Here is a 22,185-nt window from a genome sequence, read left to right as displayed (position 1 = left end):
GAGCGCCCGGCCCGTGTGTTGCGGGAGGGTGCCACCCTCCCGCCCGATCCGTCACGCGTCCGGCGGGCGGTGCTGCAGCTGGCGGCGCAGTTCGGCGATCTCCCGCTCCAGGTCGGCGACGTCGGGCGCGCCGGAGTCGGCCGGGCCCTGGCCCGGTGCGGGCTGGGGCCGCTGGTGCCCGTAGGGCGTGGGACGCACGTACTGCGTCGCGCCGTCGGGCCGCTGAGGGTCGTAACCGTCGGCCGGCCGCGGGGAGTCGTAGCCGCCACGTGGAGCCTCGTAGCTCCCGGGCGTCCCCCGCCCGGGCCGGTGACCGTTCGCCGGCGGCAGGCTCTGCGGCTGCCAGCCCTGAGGCAGCACCTGGCCGTTCACCGGCTGCCGGTCATGGCCGCCGCCGACCTGCGCCGGGTAACCGCCGCTGCCGTTGACCCCGGGGTAGGGCCCGCCGTACACGGGTGAGGGCGACTGGCCCTGCGGCGAGGAGGGGCCCTTCTTGCGCCTGCGCATGAGGACCAGCAGGAGGAGACCGCCGCCGACCAGGATCAGGACGCCGGCGCCGATGGCGACCCACAGCCACACCGGCTGCGGGGTCTCGTCCTTGCCCGAGGAGATCGCCTGCTGGGAGTCGGTGATGTACTTCGCGACGTACGGGTGGCTCGGGAACAGCGCCTGCACCTCGCGGAACTTCGGCAGCGCGTCCTTGTAGTGCCGCTGGAAGAAGTCGTCGAGCGCCTCGTTGTACTTCGTCGTCGTGAGCGACGCGGAGGGCTTGACGTTCTTCTCGTTGAGCTTCTCCTTGATGATCGAGACCGGGAGCACGAAGCTCTCGTTCTCCGACGCCTCGCCGTTCTCGCTCACGGTGCCGGCGATCAGCATGCCCACGACCCTGCCCGCGCGGCTGAAGACGGGACCGCCGGAGTTGCCGTGGTAGGAGGGCGCCTGCGTCTGGATGTACGGCACGCCTTCCTGGGTGCTGCGCTTGGCGTTGTACGGCCCCTCGGTGAGCGCGGGGTCGAGCTTGGACTCGATGCTGAACCACGGGGTGTTGGTCACCAGGCCGGGGAAGCCGCTGATGTAGAGCGTGTCGCCGGTCTGCACGTCGGTGTCGTCGCCGAGCGGCACGGTCGGCAGGTTCAGCTGGCCGTTGACCTTGAGCAGCGCGAAGTCCTTGCCCGGGTAGCTCTCGCCGACCGACACCAGCTCGGCCGGGACCTCCTTGGCCGTCTTGTCGACGCCGCCGCCGGGCAGGCTCTGCAGGACCGACAGGCTCTTCTGGAGGCCGCGGATCTCCATGTGGGTGCTGTTGAAGGTGACGTAGATCTGCTGGACGAGTTCCAGCATCTCCTTGTCGGCCTCGAGGCCCCGCAGGCCGTTGATGATCTCCTTGGCGTCCTGCTTGTTGAACTTCTCCAGCGCCTGCTGCGCGAAGGTCTGCGACAGCTGCTCGTTGCTCATCTCGACGCAGTGCGCGCCGGTCACCATGTAGCCGTCGGGGGTCACCCACCAGCCCGTGCACATGCCGCCGACCTGGGCCTTGACGGTGCGCTCCGGGCCCACGGGCTGGAGGTAGCGGTCGACGTCGGCCGCCACGCGCTGGAACAGGAACTTGGCGATGCTCCGCTCGTCAGAGGCGATCTTGCCGGCGAGCACGGCCTGGGTGGCGTCGTTGGTCAGCTGGTCCCACGCGGCCTGCTTGACGTCGTTGCTCGGGACGACGACCTCGCCCGAGTAGGTGAGGCTGGTGAGCTGCACAGCCGGGTGGGTGCGAGCGGCCAGCCGGGTGCCGACGGGGACCTCGTCCCCGGTGTCCGCCGAAGCGGGGGCGGCCACGGCGAGCAGGGCGAGGGCCGCCATCGCGGCCATCCCCCCGGTCAGCCTGCCGAAGTATTTCCTGAGATTTCCATCCACGGCAGCAAGCGTGATGGAACGGTCTTGTTTCTTGCTTGGAGGTGGCTTGGGATCGGCCGGTACCGCAGTGCAAGACCCCTTCGCGAGCCGCTCACGTGCGGCGGAACGCGGCGGTGAGCGCCCGGCGGTCAGGGCCTGGTGGTTGTGCGGGCCCGGTGATGACTGCGCGGAAAACGACGGCGGCCCCCGCCGGAGCGGGGGCCGCCGGACGATCCACGGATCAGACGCCCATCGACTGGGTGTCGTTGGTCTCCGGGGTCTGCTGGGCCGACACCTCGGTCACCCCGTTCTTGAGGTGATACCGGGCGACGGCCTCCTGCAGCGTCTCCGCCTTGACCTCGCCGCGCCGCGCGAGCTGGGTCAGCACCGCCAGCGTGATCGAGGCCGCGTCCACGTGGAAGTGGCGGCGCAGCGCCGATCGCGTGTCGGACAGGCCGAAGCCGTCGGTGCCGAGCGAGCTCCAGTCACCGGGCACCCACTGGGCGATCTGGTCCGGCACGGCGCGCATGTAGTCGCTGACGCCCACGAACGGCCCGGGCACGCCCGACAGCTTGCTGGTCACGTACGGCACGCGCTGCTCGGCGTCGGGGTTGAGCAGGTTGTGCTCCTCGACGGCGAGGGCGTCCCTGCGCAGCTCACTCCAGGAGGTGGCCGACCAGACCGAGGCGGACACGCCCCAGTCCTCCGCCAGCATGCGCTGCGCCTCCAGCGCCCACGGGCCGGCCACGCCGGACACCAGGATGTTCGCCTTCGGCCCGTCGCCGGTCCCCGGGGCGTACAGGTAGAGGCCCTTGAGGACGCCCTCCACGTCCACGTTCTCCGGCTCGACCGGCTGCGGGTAGGGCTCGTTGTAGACGGTCAGGTAGTAGAAGACGTCTTCGGGGTGCTCCCCGTACATCCTCCGCAGGCCGTCCTTGACGATGTGCGCGATCTCGAACGCCCAGGCCGGGTCGTACGCCACGGCGGCCGGGTTGGTCGAGGCGATCAGCGGGGTGTGGCCGTCCTCGTGCTGGAGGCCCTCGCCGTTCAGCGTGGTGCGGCCGGCCGTCGCGCCGAGCAGGAAGCCCCGGCCCATCTGGTCGCCGAGCTGCCACATCTGGTCGGCGGTCCGCTGGAACCCGAACATCGAGTAGAAGATGTAGACCGGGATCATGTGCTCGCCGTGCGTGGCGTACGACGTGCCCGCCGCGAGGACCGAGCCCATCGAGCCGGCCTCGCTGATGCCCTCGTGCAGGATCTGACCCTCGGTCGACTCCTTGTACGACAGCAGCAGCTCGCGGTCGACCGCCTCGTACGTCTGCCCGTGAGGCGAGTAGATCTTGGCGGTCGGGAACATCGCGTCCACACCGAACGTGCGGGCCTCGTCCGGGATGATCGGCACGAACCGGGCGCCGATCTCCTTGTCCCGCATGAGGTCCTTGAGCAGGCGGACGAACGCCATGGTCGTGGCGACGTTCTGCTTGCCCGAGCCCTTGCGCAGGCCGGAGTAGACGGGGTCGCCGGGGAGCTTGAGCGGCTTGGCGCGTACTACCCGCTTGGGCAGGTAACCGCCGAGCGCCGCCCGGCGCTCCTTCATGTAGGCGATCTCGTCGTTGTCCTCGCCCGGGTGGAAGTACGGCGGGAGGTCGGCCTCGAGGTCCTTGTCCGGGATGGGCAGGTAGAGCCGGTCGCGGAACTCCTTGAGCTCGGCCTTGCTCATCTTCTTCATCTGGTGCGTGGCGTTGCGCGCCTCGAAGTCCTTGCCGAGCGTCCAGCCCTTGATGGTCTGGGCCAGGATGACGGTCGGCTGGCCGACGTGCTCGCGGGCCGCCTTGAACGCGGCGTACACCTTGCGGTAGTCGTGGCCGCCGCGCGACAGCTTGCGGATGTCGTCGTCCGACATGTGCTCGACCATCTTGCGCAGGCGCGGGTCGCCGCCGAAGAAGTTCTCCCGGATGTACGCGCCCGACTCGACCGAGTAGGTCTGGAACTGGCCGTCGGGCGTGGTGTTCATCTGGTTGACCAGCACGCCGTCGACGTCGGCCGCGAGCAGCGGGTCCCAGTCACGGCCCCAGACAACCTTGATCACGTTCCAGCCGGCGCCGCGGAAGTACGACTCCAGCTCCTGAATGATCTTGCCGTTGCCGCGTACGGGGCCGTCGAGCCGCTGCAGGTTGCAGTTGATCACGAAGGTGAGGTTGTCGAGCTCCTCGCGGGCCGCGACGCCGATCGCGCCGAGCGACTCGGGCTCGTCCATCTCGCCGTCGCCGAGGAAGCACCAGACGTGACTGCGGCTGGTGTCCTTGATCTTCCGGCTGAGCAGGTAGCGGTTGAACCGGGCCTGGTAGATGGCGCCGATCGGGCCGAGGCCCATCGACACCGTGGGGAACTCCCAGAAGTCCGGCATCAGCCGCGGGTGCGGGTAGGACGGCAGGCCCTTGATCCCGTGGGACAGCTCCTGGCGGAACGCGTCGAGCTGGGGCGCGTCGAGGCGGCCCTCCAGGAAGGCGCGGGCGTAGATGCCGGGGGCCGCGTGCCCCTGGATGAAGATCTGGTCGCCCGACTCCCCGTGGTCCTTGCCGCGGAAGAAGTGGTTGAAGCCCACCTCGTACAGCGAGGCCGCGGACGCGTAGGTGGCGATGTGGCCGCCGACGTTGGTCCGCGCGTTGGCACGGGTCACCATCACCGCCGCGTTCCAGCGGATGTAGGCCCGGATGCGGCGCTCGACGTACTCGTCGCCGGGGAACCAGGGCTCGCGCTCCGGGGGAATGGTGTTGATGTAATCCGTGCTGCGCAGGCCGGGCACGCCGACCTGGTGTTCACGGGCACGCTCGAGCAGTCGGAGCATCAGGTAACGGGCCCGGGTGCGGCCCTCGGTCTTGATGACGTTGTCGAGCGATTCGAGCCATTCGTTGGTCTCGCTCGGATCGACATCAGGCAACTGGCTGGGTAGGCCGTCACTGATGATCGAAAAACGCTGGCGTCCGGAAGCCACTGGGTCTCGCCTTCCGAGAATGGACTTTGTCTCGTCGGATCTGTTACGTCTGTGTTGCCTGCTGCGATGCGGTCAGCGCTCGATCGCGGCGTTGCGGTCGTCTTCCATCCTGTCTCGTCCCACCGGAAAGTGCATCTCTACTGCCCGGTAACCGAACCGTCGCCGCTGGCCGCGGTGCTGGTCTTGGCCTAGACCACCGATGGTAGGACGATTTTTACCCACCATCCATTCCCGGTTGTGGCCGGGGGCGTCCCAAGGCCGCCGGAATGGCATCGTGCCTGGTCGCAGGCCCCGTACCCGGTCTCGCCCGGCCTCACGCGGGAGATCGGGGGAAAGTCGCCACGCCGCCGCGAGAGACGCCTCCGGGAGTCGTCCCGAATCGTCTCCGGAAGTGTCCGCCCCGCGTGTCGTCATGTCCCCGGCGTGCGCGCGGGCCTGCGCGCACGCGGGATCGCCCCCGTGGGAGCGACGTTCCGGCAGCGTAACGTTTTGGTATGGGTTGTCCCTCCCTCTGTGGAGAGGGGGGTTTCTCCTCTTTCCAGGTGGCGATAGCCGTACCAGGCTCTGGAGAGAGGGGGGTTCGAGATGCACGCAGCGGTAGGGGACCGGCTGGTGGTGCACGGCGCGGTAGTGGGCGACCACGAGAAGCACGGTGTCATCGTCGAGGTCCGCGGTCCCGGGGGTGGCCCGCCGTTCCTGGTGAGGTACGAGGACGGGCGCGAGGCGCTCGTCTTCCCAGGCCCGGACGCCGTCGTCCTCCCAGCTCAGCGCGAATCGTAATATCGCGGATGTGAAATCGACGGTGATCGAGGTACGGACCGGCGCACGCGAGCGCGTGCACGACATGACGAAGGAGTGCGCCGATTTCGCGCGCGAGTGCGGGGGAGACGGGCTCCTGCACGTCTTCGTCCCGCACGCGACGGCGGGCGTGGCGCTGCTGGAGCTCGGCTCCGGCAGCGACGACGACCTGCTCGCCGCGCTGGGCGACCTGCTGCCGGCGGACGACCGGTGGCGGCATGCGCACGGCTCCCGTGGGCACGGGAGGTCGCATGTCATGCCCGCCTTCATCCCGCCGTACGCCACCGTTCCCGTCCTCGCGGGCAGGCTGGCGCTGGGGACCTGGCAGTCGGTCGCCCTGATCGACCTCAACGTCGACAACCCCGACAGGCGTGTTCGTTTGTCGTTTTTGACCGATTAAGAGATAACGGTGCGGGTCACCCGCCGTGGCGACCGTTGACGACGAAGGGTCGCAGCGTGTGGACTGTGCCGAAGCATGGCTCTCAACGAGCCGGGACAACGCAGAAACCGGGCGGGGTCACCCCAAGCAGGAGGGATAAACGTGAGCGCGACCGCGGGTCAGGCGCAGGACGAGCGCGGCCTGGCCGAACGACTCGGCCTCAAAGCCGGTCAGGTGGTGCAGGAGGTCGGCTGGGACGAGGACTGCGACGAGGCGCTGCGCCAGTCCATCGAGGAGCTGACCGGCAACGAGCTGGTGGACGAGGACTACGAGGACGTCGTCGACGTGGTGCTGCTCTGGTGGCGTGACGGCGACGGTGATCTCTTCGACGCGCTGAGCGACGCGATGACCGCACTCGCCGACGGAGGCCAGATCTGGCTGCTGACCCCCAAGGCGGGTCGCGAGGGCCACGTGGAGCCGAGCGACATCGGTGAGGACGCGGCGACCGCCGGGCTGTCGCAGACGAGCAGCGTGAGCGCCGCCAGGGACTGGTCGGGCACGAGGCTCGTCGCCCCGAAGGCCCGCCGCTGATTATTGCCCTGCCGTACGGCCAGGGGACGCCGTACGGCAGGATGATGGGCGGACACCTGGGGAGGGACTGCTCATGGCGATAGAGGTCGGGCAGCGTGCTCCGGATTTCGCGCTCAAGGACCAGCACGGCGTCCCCGTGCGCATGTCCGGCCTGCGGGGCAGGACGGTCATGCTCGTCTTCTATCCCCTGTCCTTCAGCCCCGTCTGCCACGGTGAGCTCGCGGCGATCCGCGACGAGCTCGCCGGAGCCCTGCCTCCGCACGTCCAGCTGCTGGCGGTGTCGGTCGACTCGATGTTCAGTCAGCGCGCCTGGGCCGATCAGGAGGGCTTCACGTTTCCCCTCTTGTCGGATTTCTGGCCCCATGGTGAGGTCGCCCGGGCGTACGGTGTCTTCGATGAGGACAGGGGACTCGCGCTCCGGGGCACGTTCATCATCGATGGCGAAGGCGTCGTGCGCTGGAAGGTCGTCAACCCGATAGGTTCCGCACGCGACCTCGACGAGTACCGCAAGGCGCTCGCGGAAATCTGATCGTTTCATTGCCCGCCCCCGGGCACTGACATATTCGATTCCGACTCCGACTCGCCCCATTGGAGGCCACGATGCCCTGCTACAGGTGCGGGGCCCGGCAGACCGACCCCGTCCGCGGCGCCAGTCCATGGAAGCGCGCCGTGCGTGACGAGACGCAGGTCCTCGTCTGCCCGGACTGCCAGCGTGTGCACGACCTCGATCTCGACACATGCGCCTCGTGCGGCTCGATCGCCCTGATCTGCCGCCTGGGAGAGATCGAGTGCCGCTCCTGCGGCGAGGTGCGGCTCGCCCGCGACGGTGAGCCGCTCGTCACGGCCGGCCCGGCGGGTTCCGCTCGGATGCCCGGCCTCGCCGCGGAGGTGGAGGCCGCCCTCGACCGCGTTCTCGGGCGCTCGTGACGTACGTCGTCGCGCTGGACGTGGGAGGCACCTCCATGAAGGGCGGCCTCGTCACCCGCGACGGCGAGGTCACCGTGCTCGCCGGGCGCCCCACGGGCCGCGAGTCGGGCGCTGACGCGGTGGTGGAGGCCGTGCGCGCCTACGCCGGCGAGATCGCCGACCTCGGCCGCTCCCGGTACGGCGACGAGCCCGCCGGGGTGGGCCTGGCCGTCCCGGGCATCGTCACCGCGTCCACCGCCGTCTATTCGGCCAACATCGGCTGGCGCGACGTGCCGGCCGAGGCGTTCACGCCCCCCGGCGTCCCCGCGCGGCTCGGCCACGACGTCCGCACGGGCGGCCTGGCCGAGAGCGTCTTCGGCGCGGGCCGCGACGTCGCCGACTTCCTCTTCCTGCCCATCGGCACCGGCATCGCGGGAGCGGTGGTGCTCCGCGGCGAGCCGTACGGCGGCGCGCACGGCTGGGGCGGTGAGATCGGGCACGCGTCCGTCTGGCCTGCGGGGGAGAAATGCGCCTGCGGGCAGACCGGCTGCCTGGAGACCTACGCCTCCGCCTCGGCCGTGGCCCGCCGCTTCACTGCGCGCTCCGGCCGTACGGCGACCGCGAAGGAGGTCGTCGAGCTCGCGGTCGCGGGAGATCGGCTCGCCGCCGAGGTGTTCGGCGAGGCGATCGAGGCCCTCGCCATCGCCCTCGCGTCGTACGTGCTCGTGCTCGACCCGGCTCTGATCGTCATCGGCGGCGGCCTGGCGGAGGCCGGTGCGGCCCTGTTCGACCCGCTGCGGGAACGGCTGGCCGGCCGCCTCGCCTTCCGGGAGCCGCCGCCCGTACGCCCTGCCGCCCTGGGTCCCCGGGCGGGCATGCTCGGGGCCGCTCTCCTCGGCTGGCAGGCCGCGGGAGATCACGACGCGGGCGCGGACTGGTCGCTCGATGTGCTGAGAGGCGGTTCGGTGTCGTAAGGTGTAGTCCGGTCCGGGCGGTTAGCTCAGCGGTAGAGCACTCGCCTTACAAGCGAGGGGTCACTGGTTCGAACCCAGTACCGCCCACCTGCGAAAACGGCCCGTCCCCAAGATCGGAGACGGGGCCCGCTTGTCAAACTGCTTGACTAAGGCTCCCGCTCGGCAAGCGGGAAGATGGCGTCCATCGCGGTTGCACCCTCCTGGATCACGGGTCTGATCTGGTGACGGTAGACGGTCTCCGTGACCACCGTGCTGGAGTGCCCCACCAGGCGCGAGATGTCTTCGAGCGCGATGTCGTGGTCGGAGAGCAGCGATACGAAGCTGTGCCGCAGCTCCCTGGGCGCCCACTCCTTCCCCGTCAGGCCGGCGCTGTCGAGCACCTTCCGGAAGTCGCGGCGCATGTTGTGCGCCGACACGGGCGAGCCGCTCTCGGTCGAGAACACCAGCTCGCGCTCGTCGTCCTGAGCCGACTTCAGCGCCTTCAGCGCCTCAACGCAGCGCTTGGGCAGGGCCAGGCTGCGACGGGACTTCGGAGTCTTGGTGTCGCCCTTCTTTCTCACGGAACGCCAGACGTAGAGGGCGAACTCACTGTGATCCCATCCCGCCTCGGTGACCGGGCGCCAGGCCTTGGCCTTCTCGTCGTAAGCCGCCACGTGGCTCCATTTGATCGCCCTTACCTCCTCGGTACGTGCTCCCGAGAGGAGAGAGACGACGATGTACGCGCGTGTTCGAGGCCGTGCATTCTCTGCCGCCTTGAGTACGGATTCCGCCTGGGAAAGGGTAAGGGCCTTGGACGGGCGACCTTCACGGCCTTCCGGCACCTCGCACAGCTCGACGACGTTGCGCTTCACCTTGTCCCGGCGCATGGCGTTCTTGACAGAGCGGTTCAGGATGTTGTGGATCAGCTTCAGCGAGCGGGTCCCGAGTTCATCCTTCTTGCTCTGCAACCATCGGTCGATGTCCTCAACCGAAAGTTCGCGGAGCTTACGAGCGCCCAAGCAAGGGATGACGTGGGTTCGGACGTAGGTGCGGTACATCGCGACCGTCGAGGCATCACGCCCCTGAAGCCCGTTGTCCAGCCAGTAGTTCACCGCGTCGGCCACGGTGTAGTTGGTGGGAGCGATGGCAAGACCGTCTTCGTAATCGCGAAGGATCTCCTTGAGCTTGTCTTTGGCAGCCGTCTTTGTTTTACCGCTGCCGGTTTTGACGATGCGCTTTCCGGCAGGTGTGTAGCCGACGGTTACGGACGCAATCCAGCGGTTGCGTCGAGCGTCCCAGTGAAGGCCGCCGTCGCCATGGCTTCTACGTTTGGTCATTTGGGGTCCCTCCGGATTGTTGGTGAGGTGCGGTCCCGGCGCTGCTTGGTCGGTGAGGCCAGGGCCGCGCTGTGGATGGTGGGTCAGGGCAGACGTACTTCGGCGTGAACCGGGTGACGGTGCCGTGGGTTCGGTGAGGTGCCCGGCGGGGGAGCGTTGCCGTGCGCTGCGCGTCATGCGGGGTCGCTTTCGCACATCGGGTGGTGGGTCTGGCCCGGGGTGAGGATGGTCATGTCCTGGCCGCAGCCGGCGCAGGTGCCGATGAGCCGCTCGATGACGTCGAGCCGGGGGGTGGCGACATCAGAGAGAGGCTGCATTTCAGCACCCGGAGCGCCCGGAGCACCCGGTGATGGGTGTTTGGGCTGGTCAGAGGGTGTGCCGCTTGCGGGTGCTGGGCGATTCTCAGCACCCGGTGCAGCGCCCGGAGCGCCCGGAGCGGGTGCTGTGCGGGTGCTGCCGGGTGCTGTGCGGGTGCTGGCGTCGCCGGTAGCACCCGGACGTTCATGCTGGTCAGAGCTGGTTCCGGGTGCTGCGGGCGCTCCGGGTGCTGTAATGCGCCTACTCTCTGCTGCCGTCAGCCGGTAGAGGCGGGAGCGGTTGCCGTCCGGTTGCCTCTTGCTGTCGTCCAGGTCGATCCCGATGGTGCGCAGGGCGGGGGCGAGCCGCTTGAGCTGGCCGGCGGCACGGGTGCTGTCCTTGGGCCACTTCTTCGGCAGTTTGTCGGGCGTGTCGACCCGGTCCAGCAGTTCCTGGGCGGTGAGGGTGAGGCCTTCGGGTGGGGCCTTGTCGACCAGGTCGACGACGGCCTGGGCGAAGGGTTCGCCGTCGAGGACGTCGGCGACGGCGTTGCGGGCGCTGGTGCGGTAGGACTCCAGGGTGCGCCAGTCCTTGACGTGGTCGACGGCGGCCAGGACGCGGGCGAAGTCCGCCATGCGGGGCCGTTCGGTCAATGTCACATCCGGCAGGGCCTTCAAGACCGCGGCGAGCACGTCGAACAGGGAGGCGAGGATGGCGGCGTGGGCGTCGGCGAACGCGGCGTCCAGCTCGGCCTCTTCGCGGCGCTTGCTGTCGGGGATCAGCGACAGCTCGATGGTGAGCAGCCGCTCAGCCAGGTCACCGGCCAGGGCTCCGGCGTCGATGGTGGTCATGGCCAGGACTCGGCGGAACTCCAGGACCACGACGTCGTCATCGGAGTAGAGCGCGCGATCGATCATGCCGTCACCGGTCACTGCACGGCACAGGGCGTCCGACAGCCAGTCGGCGATGACCGAGACGTTGTCCAGGCACAGGCCCCAGGAGTTGAACGCCTGCACGCCCCAGGACTTCAGATCACGCGGTGCGGTGCGTTTGGGGGCGCCGGAGGGGTCGATGATGCCGATGATCATCTGGGCGGCCTTGGACTTGCCGGTGCCCTGCTCACCGCGGAAGGTCAGGATCGGGTGCGGCAGGTCGGGCAGGAACGCCGCGACCAGCCATCCCACCAGCAGCCGGAAGCCTTCCTCGCTGGTGTTGAGCAGGCCGCGCAGACGGGCCAGGCCGTCGCCGTCCCGTACGGGGTCCGGGAGCGGCTTCATGGCGCCGGAGCGCCGGAACAGCACCGGGGAACGGGGGACGCGGTCCCAGCCGTGCGGGCCGATGACGACGCACCGGCCGTCGGAGGTACCTAGGTCCACGACGATGCCGCCCTCATGCCGGGCGACCCGCAGGTGCGGCACGCGAGGGTCGGCGCTGGCGGCGATGCCTTCCAGCACCGTCATCGCATCGGCCAGGGCGGACTGGGAGGGGACGTTGCCGGTGTTGTCGTCGGTGAAGATCCGGGCGAGCTGGGAGCGAAGGCCGGCCTTTCCGCGCAGGGGCAGGGCGAGGTTGGGGCCGTTCTTGGCCACGGCGTAGGGGCGGCCGTCTTCGCTCATGAACAGCTCGAACCGCTCACGTGCGATCTTCACCAGCACGGAGGCCTGCGAGGGCCCCTTGTCGCTCTTGCTGACTCCGGCGGCGGCGACGATGTCCTCGGCTTGGCTCACCGGCGTCCCCTGCCGGCGGTGGTGCGGGCGCTGCCCAGGGTGGCGTGGGTTTCGCCGTCGCCCAGGCCGATGCGGCGGGCGGCCTCGGCGAGGGCGGCCCTGCCGCTCTCGGCCGGGAACAGGCCGCGGTCGGCGTGTTCGTACATGCGGACGGCGGCCCAGAACAGGCGGCTGTTGCGGTCGACGCCTTCGGTCGCCTCCAGCACGGTCGCCACCAGGGCGGTCAGCACCTTGTACGGCCGGCCGCCCTGGACGCTGCCGCGTCCTGCGCTCGCCGGGGTACCGAGGTCCCGGGCCGGGGGCGGGGCCGCCTGGAGGGCGTGGACGAGCCAGGCCGGGGCGGGCAGGAGCGGCGCGGCCGGGTCGAGTGGCTGGTAGAGCACGCCGGAGGCGTGCAGTGAGCCGGGGCCGACGACGTATCCGCCGTGTCCTTTGGCGCCGCGTACGTCGATGCCGCGTCCGGCCAGCGCTCCGGTGCCGTTGCCGAGCTCGATGCCGGGCGGCTGCCGGTAGTACCGGTGGCAGCCCTTGGCGGTGGTGACCGTGAACGTTTCCTGGAGGTCCTGGCCGATGCCGGCGGCGTACTCGGCCAGCGCGCCCGGCCGGTCCTCGTCGACCACCAGCAGCCCGGAGGCCTTGCAGGCGATGCCGACGTTGCGCGGCCCACAGGCGAAAACGGCGCGCAGCAGGGCGGGGTTGTCGGTGGCCTGGCGGGCCCACCGGCCGCAGGGATGCTTGCCGCGCTTGCCATCACAGGGACGCTCGGGGTGATGGGCGCCCGCGCATTCGGGGAGCGCGGGGTGGTCGACGGGGAACATGTGGAAGCGGTGGGTCTGCCACAGCCACCGCACCCAGTCCAGCGCATGGCTGGTGAGGTCAGTCCTCAGCATCGGTGGTGTTCTCCTTGGAGAAAGATCAGCGGACGTTGACGGCCGTGGCGGCACGACGGTCGGCGCACAGGCCCGCCTCAATCAGCCGGGCGGGCCCTTGGTGCGCTGAGCCAGCGGTCAGCGCGCAACGACGGGCTTGTCGAGGTCGCGGTGGGTCAGGTTCACCCGCATGCCTCGGCCGCGGAGCCGGGTGATGAGGAACTGGGCGAAGACGGGGGCGCGGTGGCGGCCGCCGGCGCACCCGAGGGCGACGGTCACGCCGTCGGCGGACGGGCCGGTCAGCAGCGCGGTCACGGCGTCCTTGGTCGCCTCCAGCAACTCCGGGATGCCGCGCGTGCCGAGCACGGTGGTGTGGACCGGCTCGTCGTGGGCGGTCATGTGCCGAAGCTCCGGGGAGATGTGCGGGTCGCGGAAGTGTGCGCGGAGGTCGATCGTCAGGTGCGCCGGGGGCGGTGCCGCGTGCAGGTAGCCGAACGAGACGATCTCGACGGTGGGCGGCTCGGTCATGGGTGGGGTGTCCTTTCGCGGAGGTGGGTTGTCCGGGTGTCCGGGGGCCGTAGGGATGGGGTCTGCCGGTGCCTGGAGGGCTTAGGAGGGGGTCTTTCTTCCCCCGGACACCCCGGACGGGTAGCCGTTTCTCCTGGTGAGCGGCTGTCCGGGGCGGATGTCCGGGGGTGGTGGGCGTCCGGGGCCGGATGTCCGGGCCGGACGTCCGGGTCAGGCGGTCAGGCGGCGGGCCACTTGGCGACCTCGTCGGGCACCTCGAGCTCGCCTGAGCAGACGCGCTCGGCGGCGGCCTGGAGGTCGGCCAGGGCGTAGCCGCGGGCCTCGGTCCCGCCGCGGATGAACGCCCGGGGGAGGGTCGTCACGCCGAGGGGGCGCAGCAGCGCGGCCAGGGCCAGGGCGTCGGCGGCGCCGAGGGCCTCGGCGAGGGCCGCCGAATGCATCCGGTCGTCGCCGGCGGCCTCGTAGGCGGCGAGCGCGCGACGCAGCACCTCGGGCAGCGGCCTGGCGGGGGCCGGGGCCGCGGGGACGGCGGGCACCTGCTCGGCACGCACCACTTCCGGCCGGCGCTGGCGGGGCAGCAGGTCGGGCCAGTCGGCCGCGCGTGTCATCGACGGCGCGGCGGGGGGCTTGACCAGGTCGCGCAGGTCGGGCCAGGCGGAGGCGTCCGGGCCGCACGGCACGCTGGCCAGACGCGGCCGGACCGGCGCCACCGGTGCCGGGGTGACGTACCGGGCGGGTGGCTCCTCCTGGTGCTCGCCGTCGAGGTCGGTGAACGCGGCGCGCATCCGGTCGTACCGGGTGGCGTACACCTGGCCGGCGACCTGCCGGGCGGCCGCATCCAGCTCGGGCCGGGTGCGGGCGACGGCGTGAGCGGCGTCGACCACGTCCCCCGGCTGCATGAAGTAGCCGCGGAACGGGCGGGGGGCGGCCTGCCCGTCCTGGACGAATCCGCAGCCGGGGCCAGGCAGGTCGGCCAGGGACAGGCCGCGGCGGCTCCATCCGAAGAGGAAACTCAGCTCCTCCTCATCGGTGACGTACATGCCGACCCTGACGGCCGACTGCTTCTTGACGTTGGCGCTGATCATGTCCTGCGTCGCGCGCAGGCTGGAGAACACCACGTTGACGGCCTCGTTCCGGCCGATGCGCTGGATCTCCTCCAGCGCTTCCCGCAGCTCGCGGGTGTCCCGGTTGGTGGGCGAGAGCGATTCCGCGCCTTCGTCCACGATGACCACGATCTCGGGAAGCTCCGGAGAGACCGGCATCAGCGAAGAGTTAGCCCGGATCTTGAGTGCCCGTGTCGACTTCTTCCGATCCTTGGCGATGGCCCGGGCGGTCTCGGCCAGCTCCAGAGCCTCATCGGGGGTGGCGGCCGCCCAGTCCACCGCCGGGCGCGGCGAGTCGCCTTCCAGCCACGGATGCAGCCACGCCTGCGACATGCCGCCGCCGTTGAGGTCGATATGCCACACGATCGCGTCCCGGCACAGGCCGATCCCGGCGGTCAGCGCGTGCAACGTCGTGGTCTTCCCCGACCCCTTCTGACCGGTGACCAGGGCGGAGGACTCCCGCAGCAGCACCGCGGCCGTGCTGCCGTCCCGGTACTCGCCCAGGGCGACCGGGTCCAGGATCGAGCGGGCCCGGTAGTCGGCCGGGTAGTCGATGTTCTGCGTCAGCCGGTTGACCGTGGCCACGCGCAGCACGACCGCGCCGCGGTGCGCGCCGGGGGAGATCTCCACCCCGCAGCCCATGGGCAGGCGGGCGTCGACGGCCAGGGCGTCGGCGGCGGCCGCGAGGTGGGCGCGGGTCGATCCGGCGCCGGGCAGGTCGGCGTGGATGTCGTAGCCGGTCCGGGTCGGCCACTCGCGGACGTCGGTCACGCTCACCCGGACGCGGCAGACCCGCTGCACGCGGCGCTCCCACTCCTAGCCGATGCGGGCGGTGCGGCCGAGCACCAGCGCCCGGCCGGTCCCCGCCTGGCCCGTACGGCGGGGCACGGCCCGGCCGAGCGGGGACAGCAGCCCGGCGGTCAGCGCGCCGATCCCGAGCGCGGCCCAGGCGCCCTGGTTCCACAGACCGGCCGCGAGGGTGTACATCAACCACGACCCGGCGCCGAGCCAGCAGCCGAGCCGGTACAGCAGAGCGGCGGGCGGGTGGGCCAGGTGATGGGAGCGGATCACGGTGGCCACCGCGCCGGCGGCCGTGACCGCGCCACCCCACACCGGGGAGACCGTGGCCAGATCTCCGGCGACCGCGGCGGCGGCCAGGGCGAGAGCGCCCTGCGCGGTGCCCGACACCGGGCCGCGCGGCGCCAGCGACCAGTCAGCCCGACGCGCCTCCGCCTTGCCAGGCGTCTTGCGGGCGCTTGCCTTCGTGGTGGCCATCACCATCTCCAGTTCGTCAACGTCACAGATCAAAGGGCTCAGGTCGGGTCGGTTCCGCCCGGCGCCCCGACCGGCCAGGGCCGGGGCGCCGTACGCAGCCCACCCGGGGCGGCGGGGTCAGACGTTCCAGGCGGCTTCGTTGGTGCGCGGCGCTTCCTCGCGCTTGAGGTCTTCGGCGTGCAGCCGGCGGAACAGCGCGCTGATCTCCTGGGCCTTTTCCACGAGCCGGGCGTGGTCCATGTAGAACTCGGCCATGGCCTCCACGACCATCGGGTGGATCGGGTAGTCGCCCTGCATGCGCTCGGTGTAGGTCCTCACCGACATGCCGACGTTGGCCGGGACCTCCGGCAGCTGGTCGAGCTCGCGGGCGACCTGCCACATGTCGGCCGGGGCATGCGCCGCGGCGGCGGCGTTCATCTCGGCCGCGATAGCGGCCAGCGGGAATGCGGACATGGTGCGTGACCTCCTGGTGTACGGGGTTGATGTGGAGTGCGGGCGGCGGTGCCGGGATCCGGCGTCCGCCGTGGTCTTCGTGGTGGCCGGGTCGTCCGGCGGGTCGAACGCCCCGAGGTCGCGGTAGAACCGGATGCGGTGGCCGCACGGGCACGTCACGACGCGCTCGTCCTCATCGGCGGTGAGCGTGACCGTGTGCGTGCGGCCGCAGCGGGGGCACGTGGCGGTCGTCGGCTCGTCGATGGCCTCGCTACGCCCGGTCGCCTCGTCGGCCGGCGTCTCCTGCGAGGTCGCCTCGCTGGCGGTGCTGGTCTCCTCGGCGCTCTCGGTCTCCGCCGCCTTGGCCTTGCGGGCCTTACGGCGACGCCACGCCCCGGCCAGGACCGCGACCAGAGCCACCACCGGCCCCGTCAGCGGCCCGTGCCAGCCCAAGATGGCGGCGGCCCGGCGGCGCCGGGCGCGGAAGGAGGCGTCTTTGCCGGTCGTGGCAGCCCGGTAGGCGGTGCTCACGCGGCGGCCGGTCGCCCGGTCGGCCCAGACCGCCGCCTTACGCGCACCGGCAGCCGTGGCCCGCATGGTGGCCCGGGCCGCGCGCCCGGCACGGCCGCCGGTCTTGTCGTTGACCCAGGTCCCGGCGCGGCGGGCGCCACGCCCGGTGGCCAGGGTGGCGCGGCCGATGCCGCGGCCGGTGGCTTCCACTGTCCGGCTGGTCGCCTCGCCGACTCGGCCGACGCTACGGCCGGTGGCGCCCGCGAAGCGGCCGAACGCGCGAGCGCCTCGGCGGACCGGCCCGGCCGAGCCGTGTGCGGCATCGGCGCTGCCGGCGGCCTTGCGGCCACGCTTGCTGCCTGAGGTCGACGTGCCTGCCGAGCCCTGCCCGGCAGCCGTACGCCCTGTGCTCGCCTTGCCCAGCAGCCCGGACGAGCGGCCCGCCGCCCGGGAACCGGAGCCGCCGCCGAACAGACCGCCCGTGCTGCCCGCGCTCTTACGGGCTTTCCCGCCGCCGAACAGGCTGCCGCCCGAGCTCGTGCCGAGCGAGCGCGAGGTGGTGGTCCGGCTCCGGTCCGAGCCGAGCCCCCAGCCCGTCCCGTTGCTGCGGCCGTTGTTGCGGCGGTGACGCACGTACGCCACCACCCCGCTGCCGGCCGCCACACCACCGGCGACCAGGCCCGGGACTCCGGTGAGCTGGTACAGCAGCCCCAGCAGGATCGTCCCGGTGGTGGCACCCCCGGCGGCCAGGTGACCGGCCGGGATCCCCGACGGGCCCTCGCCGTCGTCGTCCTGGTGCTCGTCGTGCGCCGCGGCGTCGTCCTGGTCGACGTTGGCCGGGATGTCGACCGGGGGCGCCTCAGCAGCGGGGGCGGGGGCGCCGAGGTCGACGTCGGCGGGCTGCGTCTCTTTCGTCGTGTCGGTCATCGCAAATCACCTGCGCTTGCGGGGGGTGGTGGCCGGGCCCGCGAGGGTGCGGGCGGCGGCGTGGATCGCGCGCAGCGCCGACAGCCCGGCCACCAGGCCGGACAGCCACGCCACCGCGAGGTCGGGAAGGCTGGTGAACGACAGGCCCCACCAGGTCAGGGCCGACAACAGGCCGGTGCCGATCAGGGTGCCGACGACGCTCTCGGAGCGCGTAGCGGGGCGGCTCACGAGGTCACCCCCGCGGCGTCGGTCTCGAACAAGACGGTCTGGTGCTCACACAGCTCGCACGGCTCCCACGCGCGGCGGTCGTGCCGCTTGGGGTCGCGGCACTGCTGCTGCTCGGGCACCAGCGGCAACGCGGTCAGGTGCCGGTCCAGGTCCACCCGGGCCAGGCCGCGCACCTGGTACTGCTCACCGGCCCGGCCGCAGGTGCACACCAGCCGATAGGTCGCGCCGAACTCATTGGCCCCGCGCGTGATGGCCGGGCGGTGCCGCACCACAGCGGCGGCGGCGGTGGAGGTCTTCTTCGGGCGGGCCATCTCAGGCACCCCCGCCCAAGGCGCGCTTGACCTTGCTCGCGGTGTCGGTGCCGACCCCGAGCGCGGCGCGGATCTTCTGCACGCCCGGGTCCGCCGGCAGTTCCCCCGCCGCGATCATCTCCCGCACCCGGACGGTCAGCACCTCGATCCGGTCCGGGGCGTACCGGCTGTACTCCCCGAGCACCGCCGCAAGGGCGTTTTCCCTGATACTCCCGCCAGTACGGGCCGGTACGGGCAGGGCCGCCAGCACCGACCACAGCGTCGGCAGGAGCCAGATCGCGGTCACCGCGCCGAGCGGCCCCAGCGCGTGAACGATCAGCGGCAGCAGGTCGAACCCGCTCCATCGGAGGGCGGGCCAGCAGTTGAGCACGAGCGTCAGCCCAAGCAGCAGCCCTTCCGCGCGCAGCAGCCGCTTGCCCTCCGGACTCGATCGGTCGACCCGGCGCCCGCGCATCGCGGCGTAGGCCTGCACCACCACGGCCGCCAGCAGCGGCAGCGACAGGATCGGCTCCACCCCGTAGGCGGCCCACCAGCCGATCGACCCGTCGACCAGGGCGAGGCCCTTGGCGACCGAGGCCTGCACGCCGATGGAGGACACCCCGAGCGCGATGACGGCCGCCGACATGGCCATGACCGAGGTGATCCGGCGGACCCTCGCGTCGGACCACGCCAGCGCGGTCGGGTCCTGGCTCAGCGCATACAGCCGGGCCGCCTCGGCCACCTTCCGCCGGCGCTTACCGACCTTCGCGGTGTCGACCAGCAGCGGCGTCTCGTCTTCCTGCAGCTCGACCAGTCGGTGCGCCTCGGCCACCCGGGCGCGCATCGCCTTGACCCGCTTGGTCTCCCCCTCGCCCTCCTCCTCCGGCTCCTGGTCCGGTACGACCGGAGCGAGGTGCGCGGGCGGTGCGACGTCGGCCAGGTGCCGCTCGATGTCGGCCAGGCCGCGGGCGACCTCCTCCGGCGTCGGGTCCGGCGACGGAATCGCGGCACCGTTCATCAGGACACCTCCGCACCGGCGGCGTGGGCGGCGGCCTCGCGCAGACGGGCGGCGGCCTCGGTCGCCAGCTCGGCCAGCCGGTCCATCGCGGCGGCCTCAGCGGCCAGGTCGCTGCCGGCGGACCCCAGGGCGAACCAGACATGCCGACTGGAGACGGTGAGGAACGACACCTGCCGCTCGGCGTTGAACTCGAGGCTCATCTCCTCGGCGCGCGGCCTGTAGATGGCCACGCTCGTGTGGATCTCGCTCACCGGGACACCTCCGGGTCGTTCCTCGTGGCCTCGGCGGCGGCCTGCGCCTCGTGCCAGGCCTGCTCGCGCTCGTCGATGCGCTGACGGGCCTCGTCCATGGCCCGCAGGCGGGCCGTGACCGCGTCCAGGCCCTTGCCGCGCAGTTCCTTGACGCGCTCGTGGTAGATCTCCAGGTCGCTCGCACCGGGCCCGTGGGCCGAGGGCTCGACCTCGGCGGAGGTCAGCTGGATCTGCTCGGCGGCCCACGCCGGAGCCGGGCCATGGACGGAGGTCAGCGCGTTGCCCAGCGCCACCCACACCGCCCACGCCTCGTCCGTGGTCAGCGGCACACGGCCGTTACCCACGCAGAGGTAAGCCGGGTATGCGCCGCCGATACGCACCGTGATCCGGGCGGTGCCGGACTTGTTGTGCGGGGCGGGGGCACTGACGGAGAAGTACCGGGGGAGGCTGGGGTCGGTCACTGGCCGGCCTCCTGGGCCTCGCGCGCCAGGGCCGCGGTGTACTCGCGGATGGCGGAGGCGGGGATGAGCCGGGCCCGGCCCTGGCGGACCGAGCGCAGCCGGCCGGACCGGATGAGCTCGTAGACGGTGCTACGGCCCAGGCTGAGGAGCCTCATCGCGTCCGGGACGCGGTAGTGCTGGATGTCCTCGGTGGTGTTGGTAACGACGAACGCGGTCGCCATGATGGGTGATACCTCCATTGGTGGGGGCGCGGCCCCGACGCTGCTTTGGTCGGTGAGGTCGGGGCCGCTTTTCTCGACGTGGGGCAGAGCAGGCGCTCCAGGGGGATCGCCCCGGCCGGTCAGGCAGGGCCGATCCCTCGCGCGCCAGGCCCGCCGCGGCTACCGCCGCGACGGCTTGGCCGAGGCCCGGACCGGCTTCGGCGCCGGGACCTTGGGCGGCTTCGGCGGCGTGGACTGCTGCGCCTCCGCCTGTGCGATCAGGTCCTGGGCGTAGCCCTGCACGTCCCGGCGCGTCACCGCTTGCCTCCGGTGTGGTCGTGCTTGATCGGGGCCGAGCTGACCGCGCCGCAGCTGCAGCCGTAGACCGGCCGCACCGGCCCCGCGTTCGCGCCGGCGGGCCACTGACCGTGGCCCGACTGCTTGGCCGTCTTGCCGCTGTCGCCGCTCACCGGGAAACCTGACCCGCCTGCTGGGCCTTGTCCGCCTGCTGCTTGTCGTACTCGTCCCGCACGTTCCGGCCCGGGTCGCTACCCGGCCAGCCCGAGGGGCGCTCACCGTCCGGCCAGCCCGCGTGCTTCGGAATGTGGTGGACCACCGTCTGCCGTGCCATCCTGGACACTCCTTGTTTGACGACGTGGGGCGGCGTCTCGCCAGATGGACGCCCCACGTCAAGGGACAGGGGTTGTTTGATCAGGCCCTGGCGGGGTGCCACCCGCCAGGGCCTTTCTTGTGTCCGCCGAAGTCCACCGGCGTACGGCTCAGACCTTACTGCCTTCCATGAAAGCTAGCAAGGTTGTCCAGGGTTATCGGTGCACAAGGTCCGGCTCAGAACGCCTTACTGCCCTCCGAGTAAGGTGAAGAAGTGGGTAACCCTGGGGGACTGCAGGAGGCAGCGTGCCGGAGCAGAAGTGGGCGAGCGTGTCGACGCCGTACATCCAGCCGCACACCGCTGGGCAGGCGGACGCATGGGCGGAGGAGGCAGCCCTGCATGGCCGTACAGGGATACATCGGCTTAGCGAGGTAGAGGAGCAGCCGGCACCGAAGGATGTCGCGGAGCGCCTTCAGCTCACCCCTGGTGAGCCGGTTGTCGTCCGACGCCGGATTGTGCTCCTGGACGAACGGCCCGTAGAGCTGGCGGACTCCTATTACCCCGCGGTGATCGCCCGGGGCACCCAGCTTGCCGAGCCGCGCAAGATAGCTGGCGGTGCCGTCACGCTACTGGCTGAACTCGGTTACGAGCCTCGACATGCGGAGGAGGACGTATACGCCCGGCCGGCGTCAGTGGACGAGCGGCAGGCCCTCGGCCTCAACGAGCACGGCTGGGTTCTGGTGTTGACCCGCACACTCCGAGCGGACAACGGCAAGCCGATCGAGGTCAGCGTGATGAAGATGAACCCCCAGGGCCGCTACCTGCGGTATGAGACAACCCTGTGATCAGAGAGGAAACCGGGCCGTGGCGCGAAAGTCGGACGATCGACCCCCGCAACTGAAGATTGCCGCCGACCTTCGGGCGAAGATCATGTCGGGGGAACTTGAGCCGGGCCAGAAGCTTCCCTCTACCGCGGAACTGGCAGAGACGTACGGCACCGCCCCGGCCACCGCGCACAACGCAACCAAGCTCCTTCAAGCAGAGGGGTTTGCTTACGGCCAGGCTGGCAAAGGCGTCTTCGTTCGCGACCGGCGCCCGTTCGTCGTCCGGACCGCCGCCTACTTCGACCCAGCCGAGCGTGGTGTCACCTACCGGCTGCTCGACGTCGCGGAGGTCGACGCGCCCAAGGCCGTTGCGGCCGAGTTGGGGGAGAAGCGGGCCCTACTGCGACACCGGTTGATGCTGCGCGACGAGGAACCCGTTGAGGTGTCGTGGTCGTACTACCCGCACAGCCTTGTCGCTGGAACCGCGCTTAGTCGCCGAGGGCGTATCCGAGGGGGCGCGCCGGCTGTGCTCGCCGAACTCGGCCACCCGGAGCGTGAGTTCACTGACAGCGTCTCCGTACGGCCGCCCACCATCGAAGAGGCCGAACTCTTGGAACTTCCCGAGGGCATCCCAGTGATCCGGCAGTTCCGCGTCGTCTACTCCGACGAAGCGCGCCCGGTCGAGGCGTCCATCCTCATCAAGGGTGGCCACCTCTATGAGTTGAAGTACCAACAGCGAATCCCCGGCGAGGGCTCCTGACACTATTCCCACAGCCCTCTTATCCCACC

Annotated in this window: 26 protein-coding genes and 1 tRNA gene; 9 read left to right on the top strand and 18 right to left on the bottom strand. The window is 71.0% G+C overall.

The window, feature by feature from the left end:
- Positions 1 to 51 precede the first annotated feature (51 nt).
- Complete coding sequence (locus tag ACQPZZ_RS29155; protein WP_432924306.1) at positions 52 to 1,908, bottom strand: trypsin-like peptidase domain-containing protein; 1,857 nt, start codon at positions 1,906 to 1,908, stop codon at positions 52 to 54.
- A 220-nt stretch (positions 1,909 to 2,128) separates the two neighbouring features.
- Positions 2,129 to 4,882: a pyruvate dehydrogenase (acetyl-transferring), homodimeric type gene (gene aceE / locus ACQPZZ_RS29150; RefSeq protein ID WP_432924305.1), complete on the bottom strand. Its 2,754-nt coding sequence runs from the start codon at positions 4,880 to 4,882 to the stop codon at positions 2,129 to 2,131.
- Positions 4,883 to 5,467: 585 nt separating this feature from the next.
- Here aceE and ACQPZZ_RS29145 point away from each other — a divergent pair.
- The 7 genes from ACQPZZ_RS29145 (at position 5,468) to ACQPZZ_RS29115 (ending at position 8,617) form a co-directional block, all read left to right on the top strand.
- Positions 5,468 to 5,662 (top strand): DUF1918 domain-containing protein, encoded by a 195-nt coding sequence (locus tag ACQPZZ_RS29145; protein ID WP_432924303.1) that lies wholly within the window; start codon positions 5,468 to 5,470, stop codon positions 5,660 to 5,662.
- Positions 5,663 to 5,726: 64 nt separating this feature from the next.
- Positions 5,727 to 6,080, top strand: coding sequence for a YjbQ family protein (locus ACQPZZ_RS29140; protein WP_432934585.1), 354 nt, complete (start codon positions 5,727 to 5,729; stop codon positions 6,078 to 6,080).
- Between the two features lie 141 nt (positions 6,081 to 6,221).
- Complete coding sequence (locus ACQPZZ_RS29135) at positions 6,222 to 6,650, top strand: DUF3052 domain-containing protein (RefSeq protein WP_030505660.1); 429 nt, start codon at positions 6,222 to 6,224, stop codon at positions 6,648 to 6,650.
- Between the two features lie 73 nt (positions 6,651 to 6,723).
- The gene (locus ACQPZZ_RS29130) at positions 6,724 to 7,179 is read left to right on the top strand and encodes a peroxiredoxin (RefSeq protein ID WP_432924301.1); all 456 of its coding nucleotides are present in this window, start codon (positions 6,724 to 6,726) and stop codon (positions 7,177 to 7,179) included.
- 140 nt (positions 7,180 to 7,319) lie between these two features.
- Complete coding sequence (locus ACQPZZ_RS29125; protein ID WP_432924299.1) at positions 7,320 to 7,577, top strand: hypothetical protein; 258 nt, start codon at positions 7,320 to 7,322, stop codon at positions 7,575 to 7,577.
- Entirely contained in the window at positions 7,574 to 8,530 is a 957-nt protein-coding gene (locus ACQPZZ_RS29120) for an ROK family protein (protein ID WP_432924297.1), read from the top strand. The genes ACQPZZ_RS29125 and ACQPZZ_RS29120 overlap by 4 nt, the downstream gene beginning before the upstream one ends.
- Before the next feature lie 15 nt (positions 8,531 to 8,545).
- Positions 8,546 to 8,617: transfer RNA gene (locus ACQPZZ_RS29115), tRNA-Val, on the top strand.
- A 59-nt stretch (positions 8,618 to 8,676) separates the two neighbouring features.
- Here the strand turns inward: ACQPZZ_RS29115 and ACQPZZ_RS29110 are convergent.
- From ACQPZZ_RS29110 to ACQPZZ_RS29035, 16 genes are all read right to left on the bottom strand, one after another.
- A complete protein-coding gene (locus tag ACQPZZ_RS29110; RefSeq protein ID WP_432924295.1) occupies positions 8,677 to 9,846 on the bottom strand; it encodes a tyrosine-type recombinase/integrase in 1,170 nt (389 codons plus the stop codon).
- Between the two features lie 173 nt (positions 9,847 to 10,019).
- On the bottom strand, positions 10,020 to 11,870 hold the full coding sequence (locus ACQPZZ_RS29105) for an ATP-binding protein (RefSeq protein ID WP_432924293.1): 1,851 nt from the start codon (positions 11,868 to 11,870) through the stop codon (positions 10,020 to 10,022).
- Entirely contained in the window at positions 11,867 to 12,760 is an 894-nt protein-coding gene (locus ACQPZZ_RS29100; protein ID WP_432924291.1) for a bifunctional DNA primase/polymerase, read from the bottom strand. The genes ACQPZZ_RS29105 and ACQPZZ_RS29100 overlap by 4 nt, the downstream gene beginning before the upstream one ends.
- Before the next feature lie 117 nt (positions 12,761 to 12,877).
- A complete protein-coding gene (locus ACQPZZ_RS29095; RefSeq protein WP_432924289.1) occupies positions 12,878 to 13,267 on the bottom strand; it encodes a RapZ C-terminal domain-containing protein in 390 nt (129 codons plus the stop codon).
- A gap of 218 nt (positions 13,268 to 13,485) precedes the next feature.
- Entirely contained in the window at positions 13,486 to 15,171 is a 1,686-nt protein-coding gene (locus tag ACQPZZ_RS29090) for a hypothetical protein (protein ID WP_432924287.1), read from the bottom strand.
- A gap of 15 nt (positions 15,172 to 15,186) precedes the next feature.
- The gene (locus tag ACQPZZ_RS29085) at positions 15,187 to 15,645 is read right to left on the bottom strand and encodes a hypothetical protein (protein WP_432924285.1); all 459 of its coding nucleotides are present in this window, start codon (positions 15,643 to 15,645) and stop codon (positions 15,187 to 15,189) included.
- A 117-nt stretch (positions 15,646 to 15,762) separates the two neighbouring features.
- Complete coding sequence (locus tag ACQPZZ_RS29080) at positions 15,763 to 17,514, bottom strand: hypothetical protein (protein WP_432924284.1); 1,752 nt, start codon at positions 17,512 to 17,514, stop codon at positions 15,763 to 15,765.
- Between the two features lie 6 nt (positions 17,515 to 17,520).
- A complete protein-coding gene (locus ACQPZZ_RS29075) occupies positions 17,521 to 17,742 on the bottom strand; it encodes a hypothetical protein (RefSeq protein ID WP_432924282.1) in 222 nt (73 codons plus the stop codon).
- A complete protein-coding gene (locus ACQPZZ_RS29070; RefSeq protein WP_432924280.1) occupies positions 17,739 to 18,053 on the bottom strand; it encodes a hypothetical protein in 315 nt (104 codons plus the stop codon). The genes ACQPZZ_RS29075 and ACQPZZ_RS29070 overlap by 4 nt, the downstream gene beginning before the upstream one ends.
- Position 18,054: 1 nt before the next feature.
- On the bottom strand, positions 18,055 to 19,050 hold the full coding sequence (locus ACQPZZ_RS29065) for a hypothetical protein (protein ID WP_432924278.1): 996 nt from the start codon (positions 19,048 to 19,050) through the stop codon (positions 18,055 to 18,057).
- Entirely contained in the window at positions 19,050 to 19,301 is a 252-nt protein-coding gene (locus tag ACQPZZ_RS29060) for a hypothetical protein (protein ID WP_432924276.1), read from the bottom strand. The genes ACQPZZ_RS29065 and ACQPZZ_RS29060 overlap by 1 nt, the downstream gene beginning before the upstream one ends.
- Positions 19,298 to 19,762 (bottom strand): hypothetical protein, encoded by a 465-nt coding sequence (locus ACQPZZ_RS29055; protein ID WP_432924275.1) that lies wholly within the window; start codon positions 19,760 to 19,762, stop codon positions 19,298 to 19,300. The genes ACQPZZ_RS29060 and ACQPZZ_RS29055 overlap by 4 nt, the downstream gene beginning before the upstream one ends.
- Positions 19,759 to 19,983 carry a helix-turn-helix domain-containing protein gene (locus ACQPZZ_RS29050; protein ID WP_208800279.1) on the bottom strand — a complete coding sequence of 75 codons (225 nt, stop codon included), beginning with the start codon at positions 19,981 to 19,983 and terminating at the stop codon, positions 19,759 to 19,761. The genes ACQPZZ_RS29055 and ACQPZZ_RS29050 overlap by 4 nt, the downstream gene beginning before the upstream one ends.
- A 159-nt stretch (positions 19,984 to 20,142) precedes the next feature.
- Positions 20,143 to 20,280, bottom strand: a complete 138-nt coding sequence (locus tag ACQPZZ_RS29045) for a hypothetical protein (protein ID WP_432924273.1) — start codon at positions 20,278 to 20,280, stop codon at positions 20,143 to 20,145.
- A complete protein-coding gene (locus ACQPZZ_RS29040; RefSeq protein WP_432924271.1) occupies positions 20,277 to 20,432 on the bottom strand; it encodes a hypothetical protein in 156 nt (51 codons plus the stop codon). Before ACQPZZ_RS29040 ends, ACQPZZ_RS29045 begins: the two co-directional genes overlap by 4 nt.
- A complete protein-coding gene (locus ACQPZZ_RS29035; protein WP_432924269.1) occupies positions 20,429 to 20,593 on the bottom strand; it encodes a hypothetical protein in 165 nt (54 codons plus the stop codon). Before ACQPZZ_RS29035 ends, ACQPZZ_RS29040 begins: the two co-directional genes overlap by 4 nt.
- Before the next feature lie 284 nt (positions 20,594 to 20,877).
- Here ACQPZZ_RS29035 and ACQPZZ_RS29030 point away from each other — a divergent pair, with 284 nt between their 5' ends.
- On the top strand, positions 20,878 to 21,417 hold the full coding sequence (locus tag ACQPZZ_RS29030) for a GntR family transcriptional regulator (RefSeq protein ID WP_432924267.1): 540 nt from the start codon (positions 20,878 to 20,880) through the stop codon (positions 21,415 to 21,417).
- A gap of 19 nt (positions 21,418 to 21,436) precedes the next feature.
- Positions 21,437 to 22,156 carry a GntR family transcriptional regulator gene (locus ACQPZZ_RS29025; protein ID WP_432924265.1) on the top strand — a complete coding sequence of 240 codons (720 nt, stop codon included), beginning with the start codon at positions 21,437 to 21,439 and terminating at the stop codon, positions 22,154 to 22,156.
- The last annotated feature ends 29 nt before the right edge of the window (positions 22,157 to 22,185 follow it).

It is taken from the genome of Microbispora sp. CA-135349 (assembly GCF_050947365.1).
Lineage (GTDB): Bacteria > Actinomycetota > Actinomycetes > Streptosporangiales > Streptosporangiaceae > Microbispora.
The sequence above is the reverse complement of the archived record's forward strand: the minus strand, read 5'-3'. Positions and strand labels throughout refer to the sequence as shown.

Excerpts from the sequence above, each read along its gene's own strand:
- ACQPZZ_RS29065 (WP_432924278.1), bottom strand. The coding sequence starts at position 19,050 with ATGAACGGTGCCGCGATTCCGTCGCCGGACCCGACGCCGGAGGAGGTC.
- ACQPZZ_RS29080 (WP_432924284.1), bottom strand. The coding sequence starts at position 17,514 with ATGACCGACACGACGAAAGAGACGCAGCCCGCCGACGTCGACCTCGGC.
- ACQPZZ_RS29140 (WP_432934585.1), top strand. The coding sequence starts at position 5,727 with ATGACGAAGGAGTGCGCCGATTTCGCGCGCGAGTGCGGGGGAGACGGG.
- ACQPZZ_RS29110 (WP_432924295.1), bottom strand. The coding sequence starts at position 9,846 with ATGACCAAACGTAGAAGCCATGGCGACGGCGGCCTTCACTGGGACGCT.
- ACQPZZ_RS29130 (WP_432924301.1), top strand. The coding sequence starts at position 6,724 with ATGGCGATAGAGGTCGGGCAGCGTGCTCCGGATTTCGCGCTCAAGGAC.
- ACQPZZ_RS29070 (WP_432924280.1), bottom strand. The coding sequence starts at position 18,053 with ATGGCCCGCCCGAAGAAGACCTCCACCGCCGCCGCCGCTGTGGTGCGG.
- ACQPZZ_RS29100 (WP_432924291.1), bottom strand. The coding sequence starts at position 12,760 with ATGCTGAGGACTGACCTCACCAGCCATGCGCTGGACTGGGTGCGGTGG.
- ACQPZZ_RS29145 (WP_432924303.1), top strand. The coding sequence starts at position 5,468 with ATGCACGCAGCGGTAGGGGACCGGCTGGTGGTGCACGGCGCGGTAGTG.
- ACQPZZ_RS29050 (WP_208800279.1), bottom strand. The coding sequence starts at position 19,983 with ATGGCGACCGCGTTCGTCGTTACCAACACCACCGAGGACATCCAGCAC.
- ACQPZZ_RS29095 (WP_432924289.1), bottom strand. The coding sequence starts at position 13,267 with ATGACCGAGCCGCCCACCGTCGAGATCGTCTCGTTCGGCTACCTGCAC.
- ACQPZZ_RS29035 (WP_432924269.1), bottom strand. The coding sequence starts at position 20,593 with ATGGCACGGCAGACGGTGGTCCACCACATTCCGAAGCACGCGGGCTGG.
- ACQPZZ_RS29085 (WP_432924285.1), bottom strand. The coding sequence starts at position 15,645 with ATGGCCACCACGAAGGCAAGCGCCCGCAAGACGCCTGGCAAGGCGGAG.